Consider the following 20779-nt stretch of genomic DNA (forward strand, 5'->3'; position numbering starts at 1 on the left):
TTTTGCTTTTATGGATGTATAGTTGTTATGGTAATTTTGTTTACGTCGTAAAAAAGACTCTGAGCTACTACTGCAGAATACGAAAAATAAATTGTGCCAACATTGTCGGCACAATTGGGAAATAGATATCGGAAGAAACGTCGAAGAAAATAATCTTTGAATTATGCAATTTACAGATCTGTCTACTGATAAGGAATTTGTCGTGACAGTGTCACGACAATTAAGTTGTTTCTCTTCTTAGCAATAATAGGCGTCTGATTGTGCAAGTATGACTTGCAAAAAACGATAATTATATGCTAGCTAAAGTAAAAACTTTAGTCGAGAAAGTATTTTTTATAGTAGATATAGCCAAAGATTGATAGGTTAGATATAATTCTTTTTCACATTCTTTACGACAAGGTTCGGGAAAATTTTGAAAATCAATATATAGCAGTCTTTTAGTATATTGATTTTATAAGGGATATTTATTTCTCTCAACACTGTTGAGAGTTTTGTATTGCCCACATATGGTAAGTTCACAAGAAGAAAAGAAATATTAGTTACAATATTAATTAAAGTATGTCTTAGGACATAATCTAAAAGTTAATATGTATTCTAAATAAATTTTATTTATCTGAGTAAATTGTGTCTACAGTGCGGACACAATTGGATTGTTCTGGAGTATTTTCTAGTATGAAATTTTCTTCCTGCTAGTGGGGAGCTGCAGATTCGAACCTTAATCTTTTACTATTTGATTTCCAGATTATTTTAGTTTCACAAAATATCCTGTGCCATGATTTTGCCCTAAAACTTACAACGTGCGGAATTGCAGTAGCAATTAAATTAAGCGCCTTAACTTTTTGCGGCAAAAAAGGAATTAATTCCATTTGTAATGCGCTATATTAAACAGACTGCTGCCTTGCCCTTTTAGTTAAGGTTTTTCATAGGCAAAAACAACCAAACAGTGGAAAAATAAAAAAGGAAGTAAAAAGATGTTTGTATTGTGGTGATTGCATATTTTCATTTAGAACATCTTTGTCTGATTGTTCTTTATCCTCAACGTCTCACCTGACTTGGGGTAATGGCGAACTTTTTCTTGAATGCATTACTAAAGTGCTGCAATGAACAATAGCCTAATTCAAATGCTATTTCGGTAGCTTGTTTTTTGCCTTCGAGCAAATCATTTTTTGCCATCTCTAAACGCAGGTCAGATAAATAAGAAAAAGCTGTTTGATTGAATATTTCCTTAAATCCCCGCTTGAGTTTATATTCATTTATCCCTGCTATTTTTGCCAACTCTACCAGCGTTGGCGGGGACTCAATATTCTGAACCAAGTAATCACGGGCAAATACAATTCGTTCTTTGTCGTAATTATGTTTTATGTATTCAGATTTTGAATTTTGATGGTTATTAAATGATTCCGCCTGCAAAACAAGTAATTCAATAGTTTTCGAAAGAAGGAATAATCTCTTTAAACCATTAGAATAATCACAATTCAAAATCGAATTAATGCAAGTCTGTAGAGGCAGATCAATATTTAGATTAGAATTTGAAAAAGCCACAGGTGTTCCCGAAACTATTTTGTCAGCAAACTGCTTAAGGCTTTCATTTCCATCTTTTGATATAGTCAAGAAAGAATCCTTTGCAAATTGAACCATAAATGATTTCATCTGCAATTCATCAAACTTCATCTTACCTTCAGCATTGTTACCGTAGAATAAATTATGCTGATTCCCATTCAACTCAAAGGAATTGCTCATCCCATCTTGTCTTATTGAAGTTCTTCCCTGCAAATTAAAGTGCATGGTTACCAATTCCGTATCTCCTTTCCAATCCAGTTCTGCTGGTTTGTCAAGATTAGTTTCGGAATACAGGATCTTAATACCATCAAAAAGCCATTGTTTAGCAGATAATTCTCCAAAAGGGATGTTTATTTTAAAGGCATCCTCTTTAAAACCATGATGATCAAAATTATTTTTATCAAAGGCCATTTCAAATGCCTTATTATCATTTCTTAATTTAAATCCCATTGTTCCCTAATTTACCAGTTTAGCTCCTTTTTTTACAAGTTCATGTTTTGATAGTGCGATAATTTTGCATCGCGATCTCATATAAGGAATAAAAAAATCAAAGTTAGAAAAAAACATATACTAATGACGATCAGAAATGATCATTAAGAATATAGGCAAGCAAAAACAGCACATTGTCGCAATTTAAATTATGTGAGAGTAGCGATGCTTTTTTGCACTAAATTTTTTACTACTACTTGATTAAATAAAAATAAAGAAGAAAAACAATGAATAAAAAAGCAATCATAATAGGTGCAGGTATTGCAGGGCCAATACTAGCTTTACACCTGAAAAAAATAGGTTTTGAGTCTGAAATATTCGAATCGAGATCAGAAGGCAATACAAAAGAGGGAGCTTTTCTAGGACTTACTCCCAATGGCCTGAATGTCTTGAAAGAATTTGTTGATTTAAGGTTGCTCAAAGAAGATTATACCCCCGGCTCAATGAAATTTTTCAATTCCAAAGGAAAACAGATAGCAGAATTGGGCACAGCTTATCAAAAGCAGCAATATGGCGTAGAAACACTTCAGTTAAAAAGGGCAAACCTGAATAAATATGCCCGGATAACAGCAGCTGATGCAGGCATAAAAATAAGGTACGATAAAAAATTTGTCTGCTATGATGAAACAAATGAAAAGGTGATAGCATATTTTGCTGATGAAACTACGGCTACCGGTGATATTATGATCGGCTGTGACGGAATGTTTTCTGAGCTCAGAAACCAATTGTTCCCGGAATCTTCTGTACTCAAGTACACAAAACTTATCTCTACCGGTGGTTATGCAAAAATTCCCGAACTTTCAAAACCACTGGATTCAATACGAATGACCTTTGGTGAAAGAGGATTTTTTGCTTATTCGGTTTCTGACAAAGGCGAAGTCTGGTGGTTCAATAATTATTTTAGAGAGCAACAACCAAAGCCACAGGAAATAGAGAAAACATTAAAAACTGAAATTCAGGACCACTTAGCAGATGTTCATAAAAACGATGATCCTTTATTCTCCAAAATAATCAAAAACAGTTACGAGATTATTGCCTATCCTATTTATGATGTGCCCAAGCTTTCACATTGGCATAAAGGCAGGGTTTGTCTTATTGGAGATGCCGCACATGGTATTTCTCCACATATTGGGCAGGGAGCATCACTGGCATTAGAAGACACGGTTGTAATTGCCGAGTTATTAAAATCGCAAAAAGACTACAGAACTGCATTTGAGATTTTTCAGTCCGAGCGTCAGCCCAGAGTAGAGAAAGTAATAAAAAGCGCCAGAAAAGTAGGCAATACTAAAACAAAAACGAATCCAATAGCAGCATGGTTCCGTGATCGCTTAATTGGCTTGTTTATTGTCAAACAAATTCAAGAGCTTGACTGGATTTATGGTTGGAAATATTCACATAAAGAATAACAGTTAATGCAATAGTGCAGCATAGAATTGATATGGTATGCCGTGAATTCATCAGTCTATTACTAAGAGTTTTTTTTATATATCAAGATTAAGTCTCGTCTTCATTATTAAATTTTAAAATAATAGAATTTTCTATTTAAGAGTTTTCCCAATAGACCTTTTAATTCAATGGAAAAACGGATAAAAGACTTGAGTCATAACATAAAATCTCCTTTGGCCATACATACCAGAAATAACAAATGGGATAATAAATATCCCATACAAAATAGCTGCAACCTTTTTGGCAAAATGTAAAGAAAGGATAATGCGCAGAGCCACTTACATTTTGCCAAAGGCGTTGCACCGTTTGCTAACCAGTTTTATAAATTTTTCTGCCATCCAGGCTGTAAAAGTTAAGCTTATTGCATTTGAAAAATATTCTCTTTGGATTTTACAAAAGGATTGTGAAGTTTTAAAAAGAAAAGAAGAAGAAAAAGAAAGCTCCAAAATTGTGGACTGCACCCAAAAGTTTAGACGAATTTATAATTAAATTTGATAATAATGAGCTCGATATCGTATCGGGCTCATTGCTTTTAGATTAAGTTTTATTGAGTCATTGTTATAATAGTCTAAATATTCGATTATTTCCTTTTTTAATTGATTAATAGAACTATATTTTTAAGATAAAAAAGTTCTGATTTTAAAATTCCAAAGAAGTTTTCAATAATAGCATTGTCAATACAGTTTCCTTTTCTGGACATACTTTGTTTAATTACTTTTTCCTTTAATAAGAACTGGTATTGTTTCATTTGATATTGCCAGCCCTGGTCTGAGTGCGGTATTAAATTACTTTTATCTGGTATTTTTTCAAAAGATTTTTTTAGCATATTGACTATCTGATTAAAATGAGGTCTTTCGGATAATGCATAACTTATTATTTCTCCATTAAATAAATCAATAATTGGAGAAAGATACAGTTTATTACCAGAGACATTAAATTCAGTGACATCCGTTGCCCATTTTTCATTAGGCATTGCAGCCTTAAAATTACGTTTTAGTATATTGGGAGCTATTTTACCAAGTTCTGTGACAGGCTCTCTCGGAATATCTTGAAATGCTTGAAAAGGAGCACAGGGATGTCTTGAAGCTCTTTGATCCCATTCACGCAAAAACTTTAAGGTTTTTTCTCAATTACATATGCTTTTACTTCCGCTAATTTACCATTATCAAATCGCCAAATGTCGCAGTAACTGTAATGGCTATAGCTTCCGTCTACATTTTTCAAGGAAATATTTCCCGTTGCAGTTACAAAGTTGCCTTCTTCAATTGATCTTTCCATATCAAATATTGGCGGAGCCAGATAAAATTCTTTTATATACTGCCTTACCGCTTCTTTTCCTAGAAGGGTTCTCTCACCAACAAATACCCATTTGCTGTCTTCAGTAAGGTACGATAGATATTCTTCATATTTTCCTTCTCGTACGAGTTGATTTGCATCAAGCAAAATTTTTGTGTTGTTCATAATATTTGACTTTTTTGAGTTTAAATTTTTATTTTGAGAATAGATATTAAGTACTGTCATAAACAATAAAATAATTGTAAAGGTTTTTTTCATAATCAACATTTTTGATTTATTTTTGAATTGAGGATCGTTTAATATTAGGATCGCTCTACAAAGCTATAACTTAAAAGCCATAGTAGATTCCCTGCCACCCAATTGTATGGTACTATCAAAAATGTAAGTAATGACAAAGATTAAGGAGACCTCCACCAATTTTGAGAACAAAAAGGCTTTGGCAGATGAGTGTTCAGAGGTATATGCGGCAAACATCATTGGCGGTCAATGGTCCCTTGTAATTTGCTCTTGGTTGTTGCAAGGCAAGATGCGTTTTGGAGAGTTGAAGAAATCCATTCCAAACATAACTGAACGCATGTTGACGTTGCAGCTGCGAAAGCTGGAAAAGGATAACATCATAACTAGAAAGATACATGCCGAAGTTCCTCCTAGAGTGGAGTATGAGCTAACAGAGATAGGCTATGAATTAAGGCCTATAATACAGCAGATGGAAGATTGGGGAAAGCGACACAAAGATCTTAGCGGCCAGTTATAGGTTTTCTCATTTTTTGTGGTCGCTCTGCCATTCGAACCTCAGAAGAGAAAAGTTTGATTTTAATGAATTAAGTACCAGGTCAAGACTTACGCACCACGATTCTGCCACAAAACTTATAATGGTCAAATATCTTTAAAAATCGCCTTAACTTTTTGTGGCAAAAAAGGTATCCACTCCATTTCTACTGTGCCACGAATGTGCCACAAATTTCAAATTGTCAATTTTTGACCATTTTTCAATAAAATAGGAGAGTTTACCTTGTTTAATATGAATGTTGTAATTCATAATTGTTTGCTAAGTAAAAATATAGTTTTATATGGAATAATAAAAAAATCTAATTCTTTTAAATTGTGTGAAACAAATTGAAGAAAAATACAAATTAAATTTTTGTGGCAAAAAAGGTATGTACTCCATCATAAACACATCTTTAAGGTTTGATTTCATTGTACAATAAAGAGGCATTTACACCAAACTTATTTTTAAATGCGGTTGAAAAATGAGAAAGATTCTCAAAACCAACTTCCAAATATACTTCCGTTGGGCGTTTTTTCTTTTGAGAAATGAGAAAATATGCCATTTCCAATCTACGGTTTTGAAGCCATTTTTCTGGTGATGTACTAAATAACTTTGCAAAATCCCTTTTAAATGATGAAAGACTACGACCTGTGAGCGTAGCAAATTGTATTATAGGAACGTTGTATGAAAAATATCTGTTCATGTAGGCCTCCAAGTCAATCTTATGTGGCTCGCTAAAATCAAACAGAAAATTTTTCAATAAAGGATTACGAAGTAACAACTCAATAGCCTCAATAGTTTTTACTCTTGCCAAATTTTCTGTTAGCTTTTCGGGTTCATCAAAATAAGGCATTAGCGAATCAAAATAACCTTTCATAAAAGGATCCAACTGTAAATTTATGTTTGGCTCTCCTGCATACATTCGACTAGTCTCTATGCTGTGTTCGACACAGTACTTTTTAAGTGTGTTAGAATCTAATAAGATATAAATGCCCATAAACGGCTTTCCTGTATCGGGTTTTTTTACAGCTTTTATCAACTGGTTTTTCCGAACCAAACTTAAGGAACCCTTCCCTAAACTTTCTATACCATTTTCTGTAAAAACATCTATACTCCCCTGTATTATTAAACCCAAAACATGTTCGGGAACGAATGGTTCTTCCCCTTGTTTCTGTTCGCCTACACAGGAGTATAAAATATTATGTTGTTGTACTACATTTTGCATAGGATTAATTATTTCTTCATTTGGCTCATTATCAGTTTATCCATTAGTTTGTCAGAAAGAAGTTTTCTTATCATCAAAAATGGTTTAGCTGAAAAACCACCAACATATCTTGTTTTTGGGTTTCTCGCCTCAATACTGCTTTTAATCAATTTCGCAATTACAATTGGTTCGGGTAATTTCAAATTTGCCGTTGCTCTTTGTGCACTTTCCACCATTTCCTTATAGGCTGTTTTTCCAGAAATACGCTTCATATTATCATTTGCAATATCTCCCCATTCAGATTTTATTCCACCAGGTTCTATTACAATTACATCAATTCCAAATTGTTTTACTTCCATCCTCAAGCTGTCACTTAATGCTTCTAAAGCAAATTTACTAGCGTGATACCAGCCATTAAGAGGGAAGGCAATTTTTCCGCCAATTGATGAAATATTTACGATTTTACCAAATTTATTTTCTCTCATTTTGGGCAGCACCAGCCGTGTCAATTGCTGTGCACCAAATACATTTACTTCTAACTGATAGCGTGCATCTTCCATCGGTAAGTCTTCAATTGCGCCGGCTGATCCGAAGCCCGCACTATTTACTAAAATATCAATGCTTCCTGCTTCTTTTAAAATTTGTTCTGCGCATGCAGACATGCTTTCCTTTTTTGTTACATCCAGGGCAATCGGTTTAATGCCAAAGCTTTTAAGATCTTCCATTTTATCTGTTCGGCGTGCGGCACCATAGACATTGTAACCATTTTGTGCTAAATAAATAGCTGTCGCTTTACCAATTCCTGCTGAAGCACCAGTTACTAATACTGTCTTTGTCATAATTCTTTATTTTTATTGTACAAAATTAGATCAAGACTGTTTGCATAGGGTTTTCTGACAAGACCAATTTTGTTTGGTGAAAAGCTCAATTTATAATTTTCAAAGCAGCTATTTGTCTGAGTTTGATAAACAATTTGCATTGTTGCTTAAAATTGGATTGTGGCTGGATCAAGTCTAAACATATTAAGGTTGAATTTACAAAATTTGCAAACCTCCAAAATCAAATGATTTTGGAGGTTTGCAAATTATCGTGAAATGTCAGGGATAGCAATCAACACTTGATGGCAGTTTGATATTTTTCGAAAATATAAAATGAACTATTTGGTGACGTTTCGGGGCTTTGGGTTCAAGGGGAAATCAAAGCCAAACATTCTGCTGAAATATAAAAAATAAACAGAAAAATTACGCTTGAATTTCCTGCTACAGCCCACAGCCGTCCTGATGCCAACCCGACAGTAAGGTCAAAAGCCTATTTTAGATTCTCTTCCCAAAATGAACATAACGATTTTTGTTTCATTGCGAATTTTGTATTCGTTTCCATTCCAGATCATCTTACTGCAACTGTATTTCAGTATCTGTGATGATAAAATCGTCATCCCTACCAATGTCCCAGGAAACTTGCCTCCTATTTCGAAATACGAACGACGTATCGTATCGGTAATCTGAAAACCAGCCTTTTTTTTTCGTCACTGGATTGTTTATGGTCCCATTGTGTACCATCGTCATAGTAACCTTCTTGGTTATATTGTGCATCGTTAACATTCCGGTTAGGGAATATTTTGTACCGTAGCAGGATGAGATTTCAAAACCATATTGAATATCTCCAACAGTAATATTTACAAACCAACCTTTATTTTTTATCCAGTTATAACTATAAATCCGATAGTTTGGTCGATACCATTATATTTAATAAACAAGGCAGCTTTTTGATACAAAAGGATACCATGGCGTAAAGAAGTTTTAATGAGGTTTGCAGGTGAAAATTTTTTACTAAAAAACATTTTTTTATGAAGACCCAATCTCTGACAACGAAAACCTACGATGACCACAAGCTTTGGAATAAACTTAAAGCGGGCGACGAAAAGTCATTTTCTCTGCTTTTTGAAAAGTACTACGGTGATTTAATTAGTTATGGAAACTCATTTTATCGTTTTCCTGAAAGAGTTCAGGATTGTGTCCAGGACGTGTTTGCAGATGTTTGGTTATATCGTGAATCCTTGCAAGAACCAAATGTGGTAAAGGCTTATTTATTGTCAAGTGTACGAAAGAGAATTGCACGTTTGTACGAGCGGGATCATATTTTTAGAAAAACTACAACTACAGATTCAATTGAATTTCTTTTTGATTTTTCAATTGAGAAAGAACTTATTGATGATGAAGAAACTGCGGAAAATGTTTTTTACCTCAATAAATTATTAAACGATTTACCCCCTCGTCAAAAAGAAGCTATATTTTTAAGATATAATCAAGGCCTGGGTGTAGAAGAGATTGCAGAAATGTTAGATGTTAATTACCAATCGGCAAAGAATCTTTTGCATCGCGGATTATTTAAGCTTCGCTCAGAATGGAAGGGTCATCTTTCAATTATTGCATTGCTGTCCTCAGGTGCTTTTAAATTTATTTAAAAAAAAATATATAGTTTGGTGAGTACTTTATAACCAAACTGCCCTCTGTGTTTTTGTAACCCTAATTTATAGATGCAAAAACGTAATTATTATATCGAAATTGAAGATTTCTTATCTGATGAATCATTCCGAACATGGATTTTGTCCAAAGTTGATGAGCATGGCTGGGAAGAATGGACTTTAGAGAATCAACAACGCGCTAAAATGGTTGAAGATGCCCGGCTTTTGTTGCTGGCAATGAAAGTGCCTTATATTATTTCTTCTTCAGAACTAAATACTGCATTCGAATCAACATGGGTTAAAATTGAAGAGAGGGAAAATCTCAACAAATCAACTAAAAGCAATACTGAGAGATACCTGAAAAAGTATTGGCTAACAGGAGTTGCAGCTACTCTATTTTTTGCCTTTTTATCGGTTTGGTTTTATAATAATCAATTTCGAACTAATCCTACTTTTGTTACATACAAAGAACTCGTTAATGATAGTAACGAAGGACTTGTTGAGCAAACAAATAATTCTGACAAGCCGCAAGTAATTACGCTCTCTGATGGCAGTTCTGTCTTATTAGAGCCCAATAGTAAATTAAGTTATCCTAAGATCTTTACAGGAAACGAAAGGAAAGTTTATTTATCCGGCGAAGGTTTCTTTGAAATTACTAAAGATTCCCATAATCCTTTTTTTGTTTACGCAAATGAAATTATTACAAAAGTAGTTGGTACAAGCTTTAGGGTAAAAGCGTACGCGGATCAACCAAATATTGAAGTGCTTGTCCGTACAGGTAAAGTCAGGGTAAGTTCAAACGAATTGGCTTCAAATTCAGATCAGAAAAAAGAGATTGTTTTACTTCCAAATGAAGCCGTACGCTTTTTCAGAAGTGATTTAAGTTTCAATAAGATCACCAATATCACAGAAGACAAGACCTTGACCAGTAATGTTGGCAAAATTGAACAATTAAGTTTTGAATTTACTGATATTCCTGTAGATCAAATTCTTAGAACAATAGAGCAGGCATATCTGATCAAAATTGATTTTCCTAAGGATAAATTAAAAGATTGTCATTTAACAGCTTCATTAAGTGACCAGCCATTGTCAGAAAAACTTAAAATTATTTGTGAAAGTATTGGCCATGATACAGGATTTGAAATGAATGGAAATCAGGTTGTAATAACCTCAGAGGGTTGTTATTAAGCAGCATACAATTAAACTATTTATAACTTTTATTAAAACGAAATTACTGCCTATGTGATAAAACTATATAAAAAAAGTGTCGAAATGTTGCAACATATCCGACACTTGATAAAATAAAATAACTCTCTGGAAAGAGTCATTTTATTGTGTTTCTAAAAAATACGCTTGAACAGTATTAATCAAAACAAATCAAAATTATGAAAAAATCAGTTGGTAAACAACGATTACGCTATCGAATCTCGAAAATAACACTATTTCAGTTTGTCTGCGCACTTATATTTTCAAGTGTTACTCTGGCAAACAATGTGAATGGGCAAGGAAAATTAGATACAAAAGTCACTATTACAGTTGAAAACTTAAGCCTGGATAATGCATTAATTAAACTTGAAAAGTCTGCACATGTAAAATTTTCGTACAATTCATTACTGCAGCTAAACCAAAAAGTTACTATCAAGGCTCATCAGGAAACATTGTCAAGTATTCTTACTAGAATCCTGAAACCACTCAATATTACTTTTATTGAAGTAAGCAATCAGATTGTTCTGCAAAATATAAAATCAAATAGTTTTATTGATCCTGTTATTGAACCTGTTATTAAAGGAAAAGTTACTGACCAAAACGGTGTACCTCTGCCAGGGGTGACAGTAACAGCCAAAGGGAGTAAAATAACCGTGTCAACTGATTTTGATGGTACCTTTTCGATCAAAATACCACCCAATTGTCACCAGCTGATTATTTCTTATGTTGGTATGGAAACCAAAGAAATTGGTGTAGAGAATACTTCTCCAACAATCGTTTTAGCTGAGGCATGGCAAAGCCTAAAAGAAATTATAGTTATAACGGGTTATGAGAAAACCTCCAAGAGAACTTTTACGGGGGCCATTAGTAAAATTCCTATTGAAGAACTTAAAGTTGACGGATTAGCAGATATAAGCAGGGCAATAGAAGGAAAAGCGGCTGGGGTTACCGTACAGAATATTTCGGGAACCTTTGGTACTGCTCCAAAAATTACAGTTCGTGGATCTTCTTCAATTTTTGGAGATACAAAGCCATTATGGGTTATTGATGGTGTTGTGCAGGAAGATATCGTTAACGTGTCTGTATCTGATTTGGCTTCCGGAAATTCAGCAACGTTATTAAGTTCTTCAATTGCCGGAATTAATCCTAATGATATACAGAGTATTGAAATTTTGAAAGATGCATCTGCAACTTCGATTTATGGATCAAGATCTTTAAATGGAGTTGTAGTTGTCACTACAAAACAAGGACGAAAAGATTCTCCATTAAAGATAACCTATTCATTAGATCAAACGACCAGAACAACTCCTAATTATACTCAATATGATATTTTGAATTCAAAAGAAACAATGAGTGTTTTGAAAGAAGTTGAAGCAAAAGGATTTTTAGATTTGCCTTCAACTGTACAAGGACGTTACGGGGGTGTTTATAATATTTTGGCAAGAGGAATTAATACGTATGTTCCCGAAACAGACAGCTATTTAGTAGATAATAACCCAGTTGGACGTAGTGCTTTTTTAAGAAAATATGAACTAGCCAATACAGATTGGTTTAAGGTGCTTTTTAGACCTTCGATTGCCCAAAATCATTCCCTGAGTTTTTCGGGAGGAGGAGAAAAAAGTGCGATGTACGCTTCATTAGGTTATTATAGTGATCCGGGCTGGAGTATTGCTGATCATGTAAAACAAGTATCATCAAATTTGAAAGGTACTTTTTATATTAATGAGGACTTAAATATTACACTAACTACACAGGCTTCTCTAAGGAACCAGGGTGCTCCTGGAAGTTATGATAGTGAAATGGACGGTTATTTTGGAACGACAACCCGAAATTTTGATATTAATCCTTTTAAATATGCCTTAAATACAAACCGAACGCTAAGACCTTACGATGATAATGGGAATTTGGAATATTATAGAAGTAATTGGGCGCCTTTTAATATTTTAAATGAACTTAAAAATAATTTTATGGAAATTCAGGTAAAAGATATTCGTTTCCAAATGGATTTAGAATATAAAGTTAATCCTTACCTGACTTATAATCTCGCGGGTTCAGCACGTTATGCCAACACTGGCAGGGAACATAAAATTCTTGAAAATTCAAATATAGTAGGAGCTTATAATGCCACGGAAACAACTGCTGTGAGAGATGCGAATATTTTTTTATACCAGGATCCAAATGATTTAACAGCTCCAAAAGTTGCCGTTCTTCCCAATGGTGGAATGTTAAGAAAATTTACAGACGATCTGACTTCCTATTATATAAGAAATAGTGTGAGCTATAGACGTACTTTAAATTTCAGACATGAGCTTGAGGGATTGTTTGGTACGGAGTTACGGTCTTTAAATAGAAATAACGACAATTTTACTGCTTATGGAATACAATACAATAAAGGTCTCACTGGTTTTACAGATCCAAGAATATTGGAGAAAACTATCACTGAAGGAGGTTCGTATTTTGGGTTTAATGCGGAAAGAGAAAGAACGGTAGGTTTTTTTGGAAAAGCGGGGTATACCTACGACCGACGTTATACAGCATCAGTTACCGGACGTTATGATGGTTCAAACAGACAAGGCAGCAGTAATTCATCTCGTTGGCTGCCGACCTATACGCTTAGCGGAAAATGGAATGTTAAGGAAGAAAATTTCATGAAAGATATTGAATCTGTAAATACTTTGGCATTAAGAGCTTCTTACGGACTTACCGCAACGGCTGGCCCGGCTACCAATTCATTAGCAATTTATAAAAGTTTTATCACCGATCGTATAAATCTTGGCGACAGAGAATCCGGGATTAGTATAGACCAATTGCAAAATAAAGATTTAACCTGGGAAAAACAATTTGAAACCAACTTAGGTTTTGATATGGGTGTATTCAATAACAGGCTACAATTAACAACTGATGTATACAGCCGTAAAGCTTTTGATTTAGTTGATTATGTAATGACATCAGGAATTGGAGGACAAACAATGAAACAGGGTAATAATGCCGATATGGAAACTAAAGGTCTTGAAATTAGCCTGTCTTCTAAAAATATAGCTATTAAAGATTTTAAATGGTCAACCAATTTTAATTTTTCTATATATAATCAGAAAATTACAAAATTAGAGAGCCAGGCATCAGCTTTTGAATTAATCGAAGGAACGGGAGGGAATACTATTGGCCACCCACGAAATTCTCTTTATTCTTATCATTTTACAGGATTAAATAATCAGGGATTGCCAACTTTTATAATGAAAGATGGGCAATTGGATAATATTGCCGGTGCCAATTTTTATGATAGTGAAAATGTAACTAATTATTTGAAATATGAGGGTTCTATCGAACCTAATAAATCTTTTGGGCTCTCCAATACTTTTACCTACAAAAACTGGTCATTATACGTCTTTGTTGTTGCATCAGGAGGAAATAAAGTTCGTTTGAATCCTGTTTATTCCGGCCAATACGATGACTTAACTGTTTTTACAAAAGATTTTACCAATCGTTGGATTAATCCGGGAGATGAAAATAATACTAATGTACCGGTAATTGCAGATAAGGCTTTGATTAGTAATTATAATGCCCAGTCCAAATCATTAGGGATTGCTTATAACACATACAATTTCTCGGATGTGCGTATTGCAGATGGAGATTTTGTCAGATTAAAAAATGTATCCCTAAGTTGGGAGTTCCCTAAAGCTTTCAAACAAAAAATAGGAGTAACAAATTTTACATTAAAAGGATCAACAGTTAATCCCTTATTAATTTATTCCGATAAAAGATTAAACGGTCAGGATCCGGAATTTCGTAATACAGGAGGTGTAGCATTACCAATTACGACTCAATATACATTTACTCTAAACGTTTCATTATAACCTATAAATATTATGAAAAAATTAAAAATTCTACTGGCATTATTACTACCTGTAAGTTTTATCAGTTGTGATGAATTTCTTTCTGAAACCCCCGATAACAGGACACAAATAGATACACCTGAAAAAATTTCTGAATTGCTGGTTAATGCTTATCCAAATGCATGTTATACAGAGTTTGCAGAAACCATGACTGACAATGTTTTTGATAGTGGTGATACTGGATTATTTACAACTATAAATTCAGAAAATTACAATTGGGAAATGAACAATAGTACTACTACCGATACGCAGGCCAATTATTGGAATGCCTGTTATAATGCAATTGCCCATGCCAATAAAGCACTTGATGCTATTGAGCAGTTAGGCAGCCCGGCAAACCTCAATCCGCAAAAGGGAGAGGCCCTAATGGCAAGGGCTTATGCACATTTTATGTTGGTTTCTTTTTGGTCTAAACGTTATGATCCGGCTACTGCTGATACAGATTTGGGAATACCGTATGTAAGAGAACCGGAAGATGTATTGATCAAAAAATACAAAAGAAATTCTATGAGGGAAGTTTTTGACTATCTGGAAAATGATATAGAAGAAGGTCTAAAATATGTTACCGACGATCAAAATCTGCGCAAATTCCATTTTAATAAAGAGGCAGCTAAAGCTTTTGCATCACGTTTTTATTTAATAAAAGGAAATTGGGACAAAGTTATTGAACTTACAGATCAATTAGCAGCTAATCCGGATGGAAAACTAAGAGATTTTAAATCTTATCTGAGTCTTGATTATGATACTCAATTAAGAATTTATGCAGAGCCAACTCAGGAAACAAATTTATTGATTGTCTCCGTGCCGTCTTATTATTCAAGATCTTTTTATCTAAACAGGTTTCAGCTTACACTAGCCAGACAAGATGAAATTTTAGGTGACGCAACAAATATTTTTAATAAAGAATGGCTCTATGTGTTCTTAAGTTACAATAATAATACATCATTTGTACCTAAGTTTAATGAACAGTTCAAATATACAAATGCCAATGCAGGTATTGGTTACGGATATATTGCAATAGTATTATTCAGTAACGATGAATTCTATTTGAATAGGATAGAATCACTTGTGATGGCAAACAGAATAGAGGAGGCAAGAACGGCATTGCAGTATTTTATTGGAACAAGAACGGCGAATTATGATCCGGCAACCGATGTTTTAACTGATGAATTAATAGTTAATAAATATCCTGCAAGCCAAAATAAATATGCTCCTTTTTATGCTCTGACAGATTTGCAAAAATCATACATAAATGCTATAGGAGAACTCCGCAGGAAAGACTTTGTACAGGAAGGCATGAGATGGTTTGATGTTAAACGATTTAATTTAGAGGTTAAACATGAAATGTATAATGGACCAACAAATATTTTAACTAAAGATGACAATCGTCGGGCATTACAAATACCACTTCAGGCATCAACAAATGGTATCGAAAAAAATCCAAGATAAATTAATATCAAGCACATGAAAATAATAAAACAATATATGGCTTTTTTAGCAATAGCTGCAATTGCTTTTTCGGGATGTACACATGAGGATCAGCCTGAAGGCAGTCAATTGGATGTTATAAATCCTCCACAATCAACGTTAGATAATTGGATTACCGCTAATTATTCAAATCCTTATAACATAAATATTCAATACAAATGGAACCAGAATACCGTTGACAATAATCGCTACCTGTATCCGCCCCAGGAAGATAAAGTACAGACCGTTTTAGAAATTATACAAAAAATCTGGTTAGATAGTTATACAACAATTGCTGGTCGTGCTTTTGTAAAGAAAATTGCTCCGCGGGAAATTGTAATGGTTGGGGGAATGAATTTGGATTTAACCGGAACCATTACTTTGGGTTTGGCAGAAGGTGGGCAAAGAGTAACACTTTTTGAAACTGATAATGTAGATGTCACAGACAGAGAAAACGTAAAACGATTTATCCATACGATCCAGCATGAATACATTCATATTTTGAATCAGCATAAACCATATGATGAAAAATCGATGGCAAAAATAACACCATCCGGTTATACGGCAAACTGGTATGCTACCTCAGATCAGGATGCTAATGAAGAAGGATTTATTACAGCTTATGCGAAATCGAATATTAATGAGGATTTTGCTGAAATGGCTTCTATTATGCTAATTAACTCTAAAGATGAATATGAGACCTTTTTGGCAGGTATACACAGTGAGACAGCTGTTGCTGCGATAAGAGCCAAAGAAGCTATTGTTGTCAAATATTTCAAAAGAGAGTTCAATCTGGATTTTTACGCTTTAAGGGATGAGGCAGAAAAAAATACTACAGCTGTACTAAATGGAAATTAGGCTAATTGAGATAAAAAAGAAAACATTATGAAAATAAAAAATATATTTAAGTTTCTGATTATTGCTTTTCTGGCAACGCAATTAGGAGCTTGCGACAAGAATGAAGCAGAACAAAAATTTGATAAGACGCCAACAGAAAGAATAAATGCCCAAAAAAAAGAGCTTAATGATGTCTTGCTTTCGTCTGAATACGGATGGAAAGCTGTTTATTATACAGATAATACACAACTTGGCGGATTTACACATCTGTTTAAATTTTCTGCTGACGGAAAAGTAGCCATGGCATCTGATTTTGATAGCGATACCAATATTTATAACAGCGATTACAGTATTGAGATAGGAAGCACAGTTAGTTTATTATTCTCTACTAAAAACAGAATACACTTGTTATCTGATTCAAATAATTATCCTACTGCGGGATTAAAAGGTAAAGGATACAAAGGAGGTTTTCAATTTCTATATTACGGGCAGGAAAATGGTGAAATAATTTTTAAAACCAATCGTAGTTTTCAGGAATTACGCTTCGTAAAAGCAACAGCTGAAGATTGGACAGATCTTGAACTAAATACAGAAATGGCTCAAAATGTAATAGGTTCAGATAAGCGCCCTCTTTTTAGATTATTGGAAATTAATGATGGTACCGATATTCATAAATTAGATTTTAATTATGCTTCAAATACTCGATTTGCAACTGCAAATTCTGTAGAAAATGGTTACAATATAAGTTATAATATGGGTGTCGCTTTTACAAAAACAGGTATTACTGTAAGTCCCGCGGTAGTGGTCAACGATCAGAAATTAACTGAATTTATTTATGATGATAGTACAGGGAGTTTTACTGCAACAGGCACAAATGGTGTGAGTGCAGCAATTAAATATAGTGATAAACCTTTGGTTTTAACAGATGATTATAAATTGCTTTTACCCGGAGGCGGTAATAATGTCTATGCTTATATGCGTGGTTTTACGGAATTTGAAGGACCAAACTCTGCATTATTTTTATCTTTATTAGAAGACATAGAGAAAGATAGTGGAGTACCGCTTATTAGAGCTCAGTTTTGGTTTAATAATACTGATGGGACTAATTATGTAGAATACAGATCTGGTGACGACCAAACAGAAGTAAGATATTATCACTATTTTACCATAAAAGCAGATGATGTAAGCAAAACCGTTACATTTATTCCAGGTGTTTGGAAATCAAATACTGCTATCGCAGGAGAATCAGGGACTGCTCCGCAGGGACCAACAATCTCACGCCCCTCTTTCTTAAAAGCACTAGATGATCAGTTTATGAATCCTAATGGTCTTTATTTCGCAGAGATACCGACTGTTGGTTATAGAGGCTATACTTTTGCGAGTACAACAAGTCCTTTTAGGATGGTTGTTAGCTCTCTTTAAAAATTAATTAAAGACACTTTACAAAGAAAGTTACCATGAATTTTGTTGTCAGGACACAGTTTGATTCGATTGACGAATACTTCCAAAATTGAATTGCTAAAACTCCTGAAAAAGAAAATTATATTCTGATACAAAACGATCCGCGTAATACCATTATTTGTCCGGTAAGCGCGAGATCAAACAATCCCACAATCAATAATACCTACTGAAAGCCGTCTCAATTCAAAATTTGAGGCGGTTTTTTCATATGAAATCATGATGTAAAAGATCTATGCCAATTGGTTTTACTCCAGATTTAGCAACAACGGCTCCGCTCGTATTAATAATTTTCAAACTTATAAATAAGGGAAATTACTCAAGCTTTTAAATCAGAAGAAAAATCAGTATTTCTGGATTGGCAGGGTACTATATATAGAAATAAAATAATCTATCGTATCTGATACCAGTTGATGCCATCATTCTGTACTTCAATACAGCTTGAGGCATTGATTGTATTTACTGAACTTCCTGCTAAATTAATATAATTTGCTGTAAGGGACTTTGATAAGGCAGAATTATTGATAATACTATATATCCGACCCATTATTCCTGACGAAGCAGCAGGCAGCGTAACAGTAAATGCAGACCCAAGTGGAATGATGACTGTTTTATGACTTTGATCTAATGTTAAGTCTGCAGAAATGACCGTGATAGCATTGGCAATACTGCCATTTACCTGAAAAGTAGATGTTGGTGAAATTCCGACTCCAAAAAGCCCTGTGTTGGTGAACCTTGCAAATGTAGTAAAAGCCGTTGCATTAGTATATTTACCAAAAGCGAGATGTGGTGGTACTCCTGCAAAATTTGATGTAAATACGCGCAGTGCATCTGTTGTACCGGTTTGGGCAGCAGAAACTTTTTCCATCCCATACGCATCACCATTAGCAATAAAATATATTGCAGCTATTCCCATTCGTGTATCTTTAGCAAATCCTAACCCAACTGGAGCCTGAAATTCAGGCTTTCCGGAGCCCGAAAAGGTAAGATTATTAGCTCCTAAAGTAACTGTACGATTACCTGTTATCGTACCATTACTGTTGTAAATGTCAGTCGCGGTTACTGATGATCCTAAAGTAGTTTTCCATGATCCGTTGGTATAGACAAAAGTTACAGCCTGACCATTGAGAATTGTGGTGCCTGAAAATGCTGCACTAAAACCACCTGTAGTATTATTAGAAATGGTCAATATGTGACCATTGATAGTTGGAACAAATGCTGTTATAGTTACAGTAGCTGTAGCAGTACCTGTAATACTGGCCAGCGAAGTATCAGTATTAATACTGGCCGCATTAGAAGACACCGTAAAACTTGTCTGCCTAAGAGTGACCGCTCCGTTAACATCCAACATTGTTCTGGGGTCAGTAGTATTCATCCCAATTTGTGCAAAGGATAAGTAGGGGATAAAAAACAGGAGCAGAATTTTATTTTTCATTTTAATTGTCCTTTTGGATTATGTAATACTTTAAAGCAAATTTTTATAAAGCCGTCATTTCTAAGCAATGACTTTATATTACGATGAAAAATTATTTGATAAAAAGTTTCAACCTTCAATTTCACATCGATAAGTCTATCAAAACCCTTCTTGTCTTATTGTATCTGATGCCAGTTTGTACCATCACTCTGCACTTCTACACTGCTTGCTGCATTGATTGTATTTACAGAAGTCCCTGTTAAATCAGAATAATTTACGGTAAGGGATTTCGAATCGACTGTATTATTAACAATGGTATAAACTCTCCCCGGTATTCCTGCTGCTGCGGGTAGCGTAACGGTAAATGCAGACCCAAGCGGAATAATTACCGTTTTATGACTCTGATCTAATGTTAAGTTCCCGGAAATAACTATGATACTATTTGCAATGCTGCCATTTACTTGAAATGTAGAAGTTGGCGTAGTGGTAGCAATACCAAAATTTCCCCCGTTGGTAAATCTGGCATATTCGGTATAAGCAGTTGCAGTGGTATACTTACCAAAAGCAAGATGTGCCGCTGCAACGCTTGCGGTAAATAAACGCAGTGCCGGAGTCGTACCGCTTTGGGTAGTTGAAACCTGCTCCATACCGTACACATCGCCATTAGCAGGATTATATATTGTCGAAATCCCCATTCGCGTATCTTTTGCAAACCCGAACCAATTTTGAAATTCAGTTCTTCCTGTACCAGTAAAAGTAAGACTATTTGAACCAAGGGCTACCGTACGATTACTAGTCAGGGTACCATCACTATTGTACAGATTATTTGTTGATATGGTAGATGTGCCCATTGTAGTTTTCCATGCGCTGTTGGTATATACAAAAGCTATGGCTTGGGCATTGGGAATAGTTGTTCCTGCAAACGTTGCACCAAAACCACCTGTAGTATTATTTGAAATAATTAACATGTGACCATTAATAGTCGGGGTATATGCTGTTACCGTAACCGTTCCTGTAGCATTACCGATAATATTGGCCAGTGAAGTTTCTGTGTTAATGTTCACTGCGTTAGAAGCCACCGTAAAGCTTACTTCTCTACTTGTAACTGCTCCATTGACATCTAATGTTGTTCTGGGATCAGTAGTGTTTATTCCGATTTGGGCAAAGGATAAATAAGGAATAAAAAACAGAAAAAGAATTTTATTTTTCATTTTAACCGTCTTTGATTATTAAATGTTTTTTATTAAGATAAATAAAGATAATATTTTTTTTAGAT

At 34.4% G+C, this 20779-nt stretch carries 14 protein-coding genes and 1 pseudogene; 8 read left to right on the forward strand and 7 right to left on the reverse strand.

Annotated elements, in window-relative coordinates; all coding sequences use genetic code 11:
* Nucleotides 1–1035: 1035 nt before the first annotated feature.
* Nucleotides 1036–2010, reverse strand: a complete 975-nt coding sequence (locus tag ASC72_RS15975; protein WP_056192763.1) for an AraC family transcriptional regulator — start codon at nucleotides 2008–2010, stop codon at nucleotides 1036–1038.
* Nucleotides 2011–2276: 266 nt separating this feature from the next.
* Between ASC72_RS15975 and ASC72_RS15980 the strand changes: the two genes are divergently transcribed.
* A complete protein-coding gene (locus ASC72_RS15980; protein ID WP_056192766.1) occupies nucleotides 2277–3455 on the forward strand; it encodes an NAD(P)/FAD-dependent oxidoreductase in 1179 nt (392 codons plus the stop codon).
* 525 nt (nucleotides 3456–3980) lie between these two features.
* Here ASC72_RS15980 and ASC72_RS23950 read toward each other — a convergent pair.
* Both ASC72_RS23950 and ASC72_RS15995 read right to left on the reverse strand, forming a co-directional pair.
* A pseudogene (locus ASC72_RS23950) lies at nucleotides 3981–4519 on the reverse strand (IS3 family transposase); the annotation flags it as partial.
* Nucleotides 4520–4608: 89 nt separating this feature from the next.
* Nucleotides 4609–4956, reverse strand: coding sequence for a nuclear transport factor 2 family protein (locus ASC72_RS15995; RefSeq protein WP_056193576.1), 348 nt, complete (start codon nucleotides 4954–4956; stop codon nucleotides 4609–4611).
* A gap of 223 nt (nucleotides 4957–5179) precedes the next feature.
* Between ASC72_RS15995 and ASC72_RS16000 the strand changes: the two genes are divergently transcribed.
* A complete protein-coding gene (locus tag ASC72_RS16000) occupies nucleotides 5180–5545 on the forward strand; it encodes a helix-turn-helix domain-containing protein (RefSeq protein ID WP_056192772.1) in 366 nt (121 codons plus the stop codon).
* Between the two features lie 427 nt (nucleotides 5546–5972).
* On the opposite strand, the gene ASC72_RS16005 is transcribed toward ASC72_RS16000, so the two are convergent.
* Nucleotides 5973–6785, reverse strand: coding sequence for an AraC family transcriptional regulator (locus tag ASC72_RS16005; protein ID WP_056192775.1), 813 nt, complete (start codon nucleotides 6783–6785; stop codon nucleotides 5973–5975).
* A gap of 8 nt (nucleotides 6786–6793) precedes the next feature.
* Entirely contained in the window at nucleotides 6794–7603 is an 810-nt protein-coding gene (locus tag ASC72_RS16010; protein WP_056192778.1) for an oxidoreductase, read from the reverse strand.
* 1007 nt (nucleotides 7604–8610) lie between these two features.
* Here ASC72_RS16010 and ASC72_RS16015 point away from each other — a divergent pair.
* The 6 genes from ASC72_RS16015 (at nucleotide 8611) to ASC72_RS16040 (ending at nucleotide 18053) form a co-directional block, all read left to right on the forward strand.
* Nucleotides 8611–9228, forward strand: coding sequence for an RNA polymerase sigma factor (locus ASC72_RS16015; protein ID WP_056192782.1), 618 nt, complete (start codon nucleotides 8611–8613; stop codon nucleotides 9226–9228).
* A gap of 72 nt (nucleotides 9229–9300) precedes the next feature.
* On the forward strand, nucleotides 9301–10416 hold the full coding sequence (locus ASC72_RS16020; protein WP_056192785.1) for a FecR family protein: 1116 nt from the start codon (nucleotides 9301–9303) through the stop codon (nucleotides 10414–10416).
* 197 nt (nucleotides 10417–10613) lie between these two features.
* Complete coding sequence (locus ASC72_RS16025; RefSeq protein WP_056192787.1) at nucleotides 10614–14288, forward strand: SusC/RagA family TonB-linked outer membrane protein; 3675 nt, start codon at nucleotides 10614–10616, stop codon at nucleotides 14286–14288.
* Nucleotides 14289–14300: 12 nt separating this feature from the next.
* The gene (locus ASC72_RS16030) at nucleotides 14301–15776 is read left to right on the forward strand and encodes a RagB/SusD family nutrient uptake outer membrane protein (RefSeq protein WP_056192789.1); all 1476 of its coding nucleotides are present in this window, start codon (nucleotides 14301–14303) and stop codon (nucleotides 15774–15776) included.
* A 15-nt stretch (nucleotides 15777–15791) separates the two neighbouring features.
* Complete coding sequence (locus ASC72_RS16035) at nucleotides 15792–16652, forward strand: substrate import-associated zinc metallohydrolase lipoprotein (RefSeq protein ID WP_056192791.1); 861 nt, start codon at nucleotides 15792–15794, stop codon at nucleotides 16650–16652.
* A gap of 27 nt (nucleotides 16653–16679) precedes the next feature.
* A complete protein-coding gene (locus ASC72_RS16040; RefSeq protein ID WP_056192794.1) occupies nucleotides 16680–18053 on the forward strand; it encodes a DUF4302 domain-containing protein in 1374 nt (457 codons plus the stop codon).
* 427 nt (nucleotides 18054–18480) lie between these two features.
* Here ASC72_RS16040 and ASC72_RS16045 read toward each other — a convergent pair whose 3' ends face one another.
* Both ASC72_RS16045 and ASC72_RS24840 read right to left on the reverse strand, forming a co-directional pair.
* Entirely contained in the window at nucleotides 18481–19524 is a 1044-nt protein-coding gene (locus tag ASC72_RS16045) for a hypothetical protein (protein WP_082564328.1), read from the reverse strand.
* Nucleotides 19525–20325: 801 nt separating this feature from the next.
* On the reverse strand, nucleotides 20326–20382 hold the full coding sequence (locus ASC72_RS24840) for a hypothetical protein (RefSeq protein ID WP_371258467.1): 57 nt from the start codon (nucleotides 20380–20382) through the stop codon (nucleotides 20326–20328).
* Between the last annotated feature and the right edge of the window lie 397 nt (nucleotides 20383–20779).

It is taken from the genome of Flavobacterium sp. Root420, assembly GCF_001427905.1.
Lineage (GTDB): Bacteria > Bacteroidota > Bacteroidia > Flavobacteriales > Flavobacteriaceae > Flavobacterium.

What these genes read in the sequence shown, in the direction of transcription:
- ASC72_RS15995 (WP_056193576.1), bottom strand. Translation starts at nt 4,956, where the DNA reads ATGAACAACACAAAAATTTTGCTTGATGCAAATCAACTCGTACGAGAA.
- ASC72_RS16045 (WP_082564328.1), bottom strand. Translation starts at nt 19,524, where the DNA reads ATGAAAAATAAAATTCTGCTCCTGTTTTTTATCCCCTACTTATCCTTT.
- ASC72_RS16010 (WP_056192778.1), bottom strand. Translation starts at nt 7,603, where the DNA reads ATGACAAAGACAGTATTAGTAACTGGTGCTTCAGCAGGAATTGGTAAA.
- ASC72_RS16015 (WP_056192782.1), top strand. Translation starts at nt 8,611, where the DNA reads ATGAAGACCCAATCTCTGACAACGAAAACCTACGATGACCACAAGCTT.
- ASC72_RS15980 (WP_056192766.1), top strand. Translation starts at nt 2,277, where the DNA reads ATGAATAAAAAAGCAATCATAATAGGTGCAGGTATTGCAGGGCCAATA.
- ASC72_RS16025 (WP_056192787.1), top strand. Translation starts at nt 10,614, where the DNA reads ATGAAAAAATCAGTTGGTAAACAACGATTACGCTATCGAATCTCGAAA.
- ASC72_RS16030 (WP_056192789.1), top strand. Translation starts at nt 14,301, where the DNA reads ATGAAAAAATTAAAAATTCTACTGGCATTATTACTACCTGTAAGTTTT.
- ASC72_RS15975 (WP_056192763.1), bottom strand. Translation starts at nt 2,010, where the DNA reads ATGGGATTTAAATTAAGAAATGATAATAAGGCATTTGAAATGGCCTTT.
- ASC72_RS16000 (WP_056192772.1), top strand. Translation starts at nt 5,180, where the DNA reads ATGACAAAGATTAAGGAGACCTCCACCAATTTTGAGAACAAAAAGGCT.
- ASC72_RS16040 (WP_056192794.1), top strand. Translation starts at nt 16,680, where the DNA reads ATGAAAATAAAAAATATATTTAAGTTTCTGATTATTGCTTTTCTGGCA.
- ASC72_RS16020 (WP_056192785.1), top strand. Translation starts at nt 9,301, where the DNA reads ATGCAAAAACGTAATTATTATATCGAAATTGAAGATTTCTTATCTGAT.
- ASC72_RS16005 (WP_056192775.1), bottom strand. Translation starts at nt 6,785, where the DNA reads ATGCAAAATGTAGTACAACAACATAATATTTTATACTCCTGTGTAGGC.
- ASC72_RS16035 (WP_056192791.1), top strand. Translation starts at nt 15,792, where the DNA reads ATGAAAATAATAAAACAATATATGGCTTTTTTAGCAATAGCTGCAATT.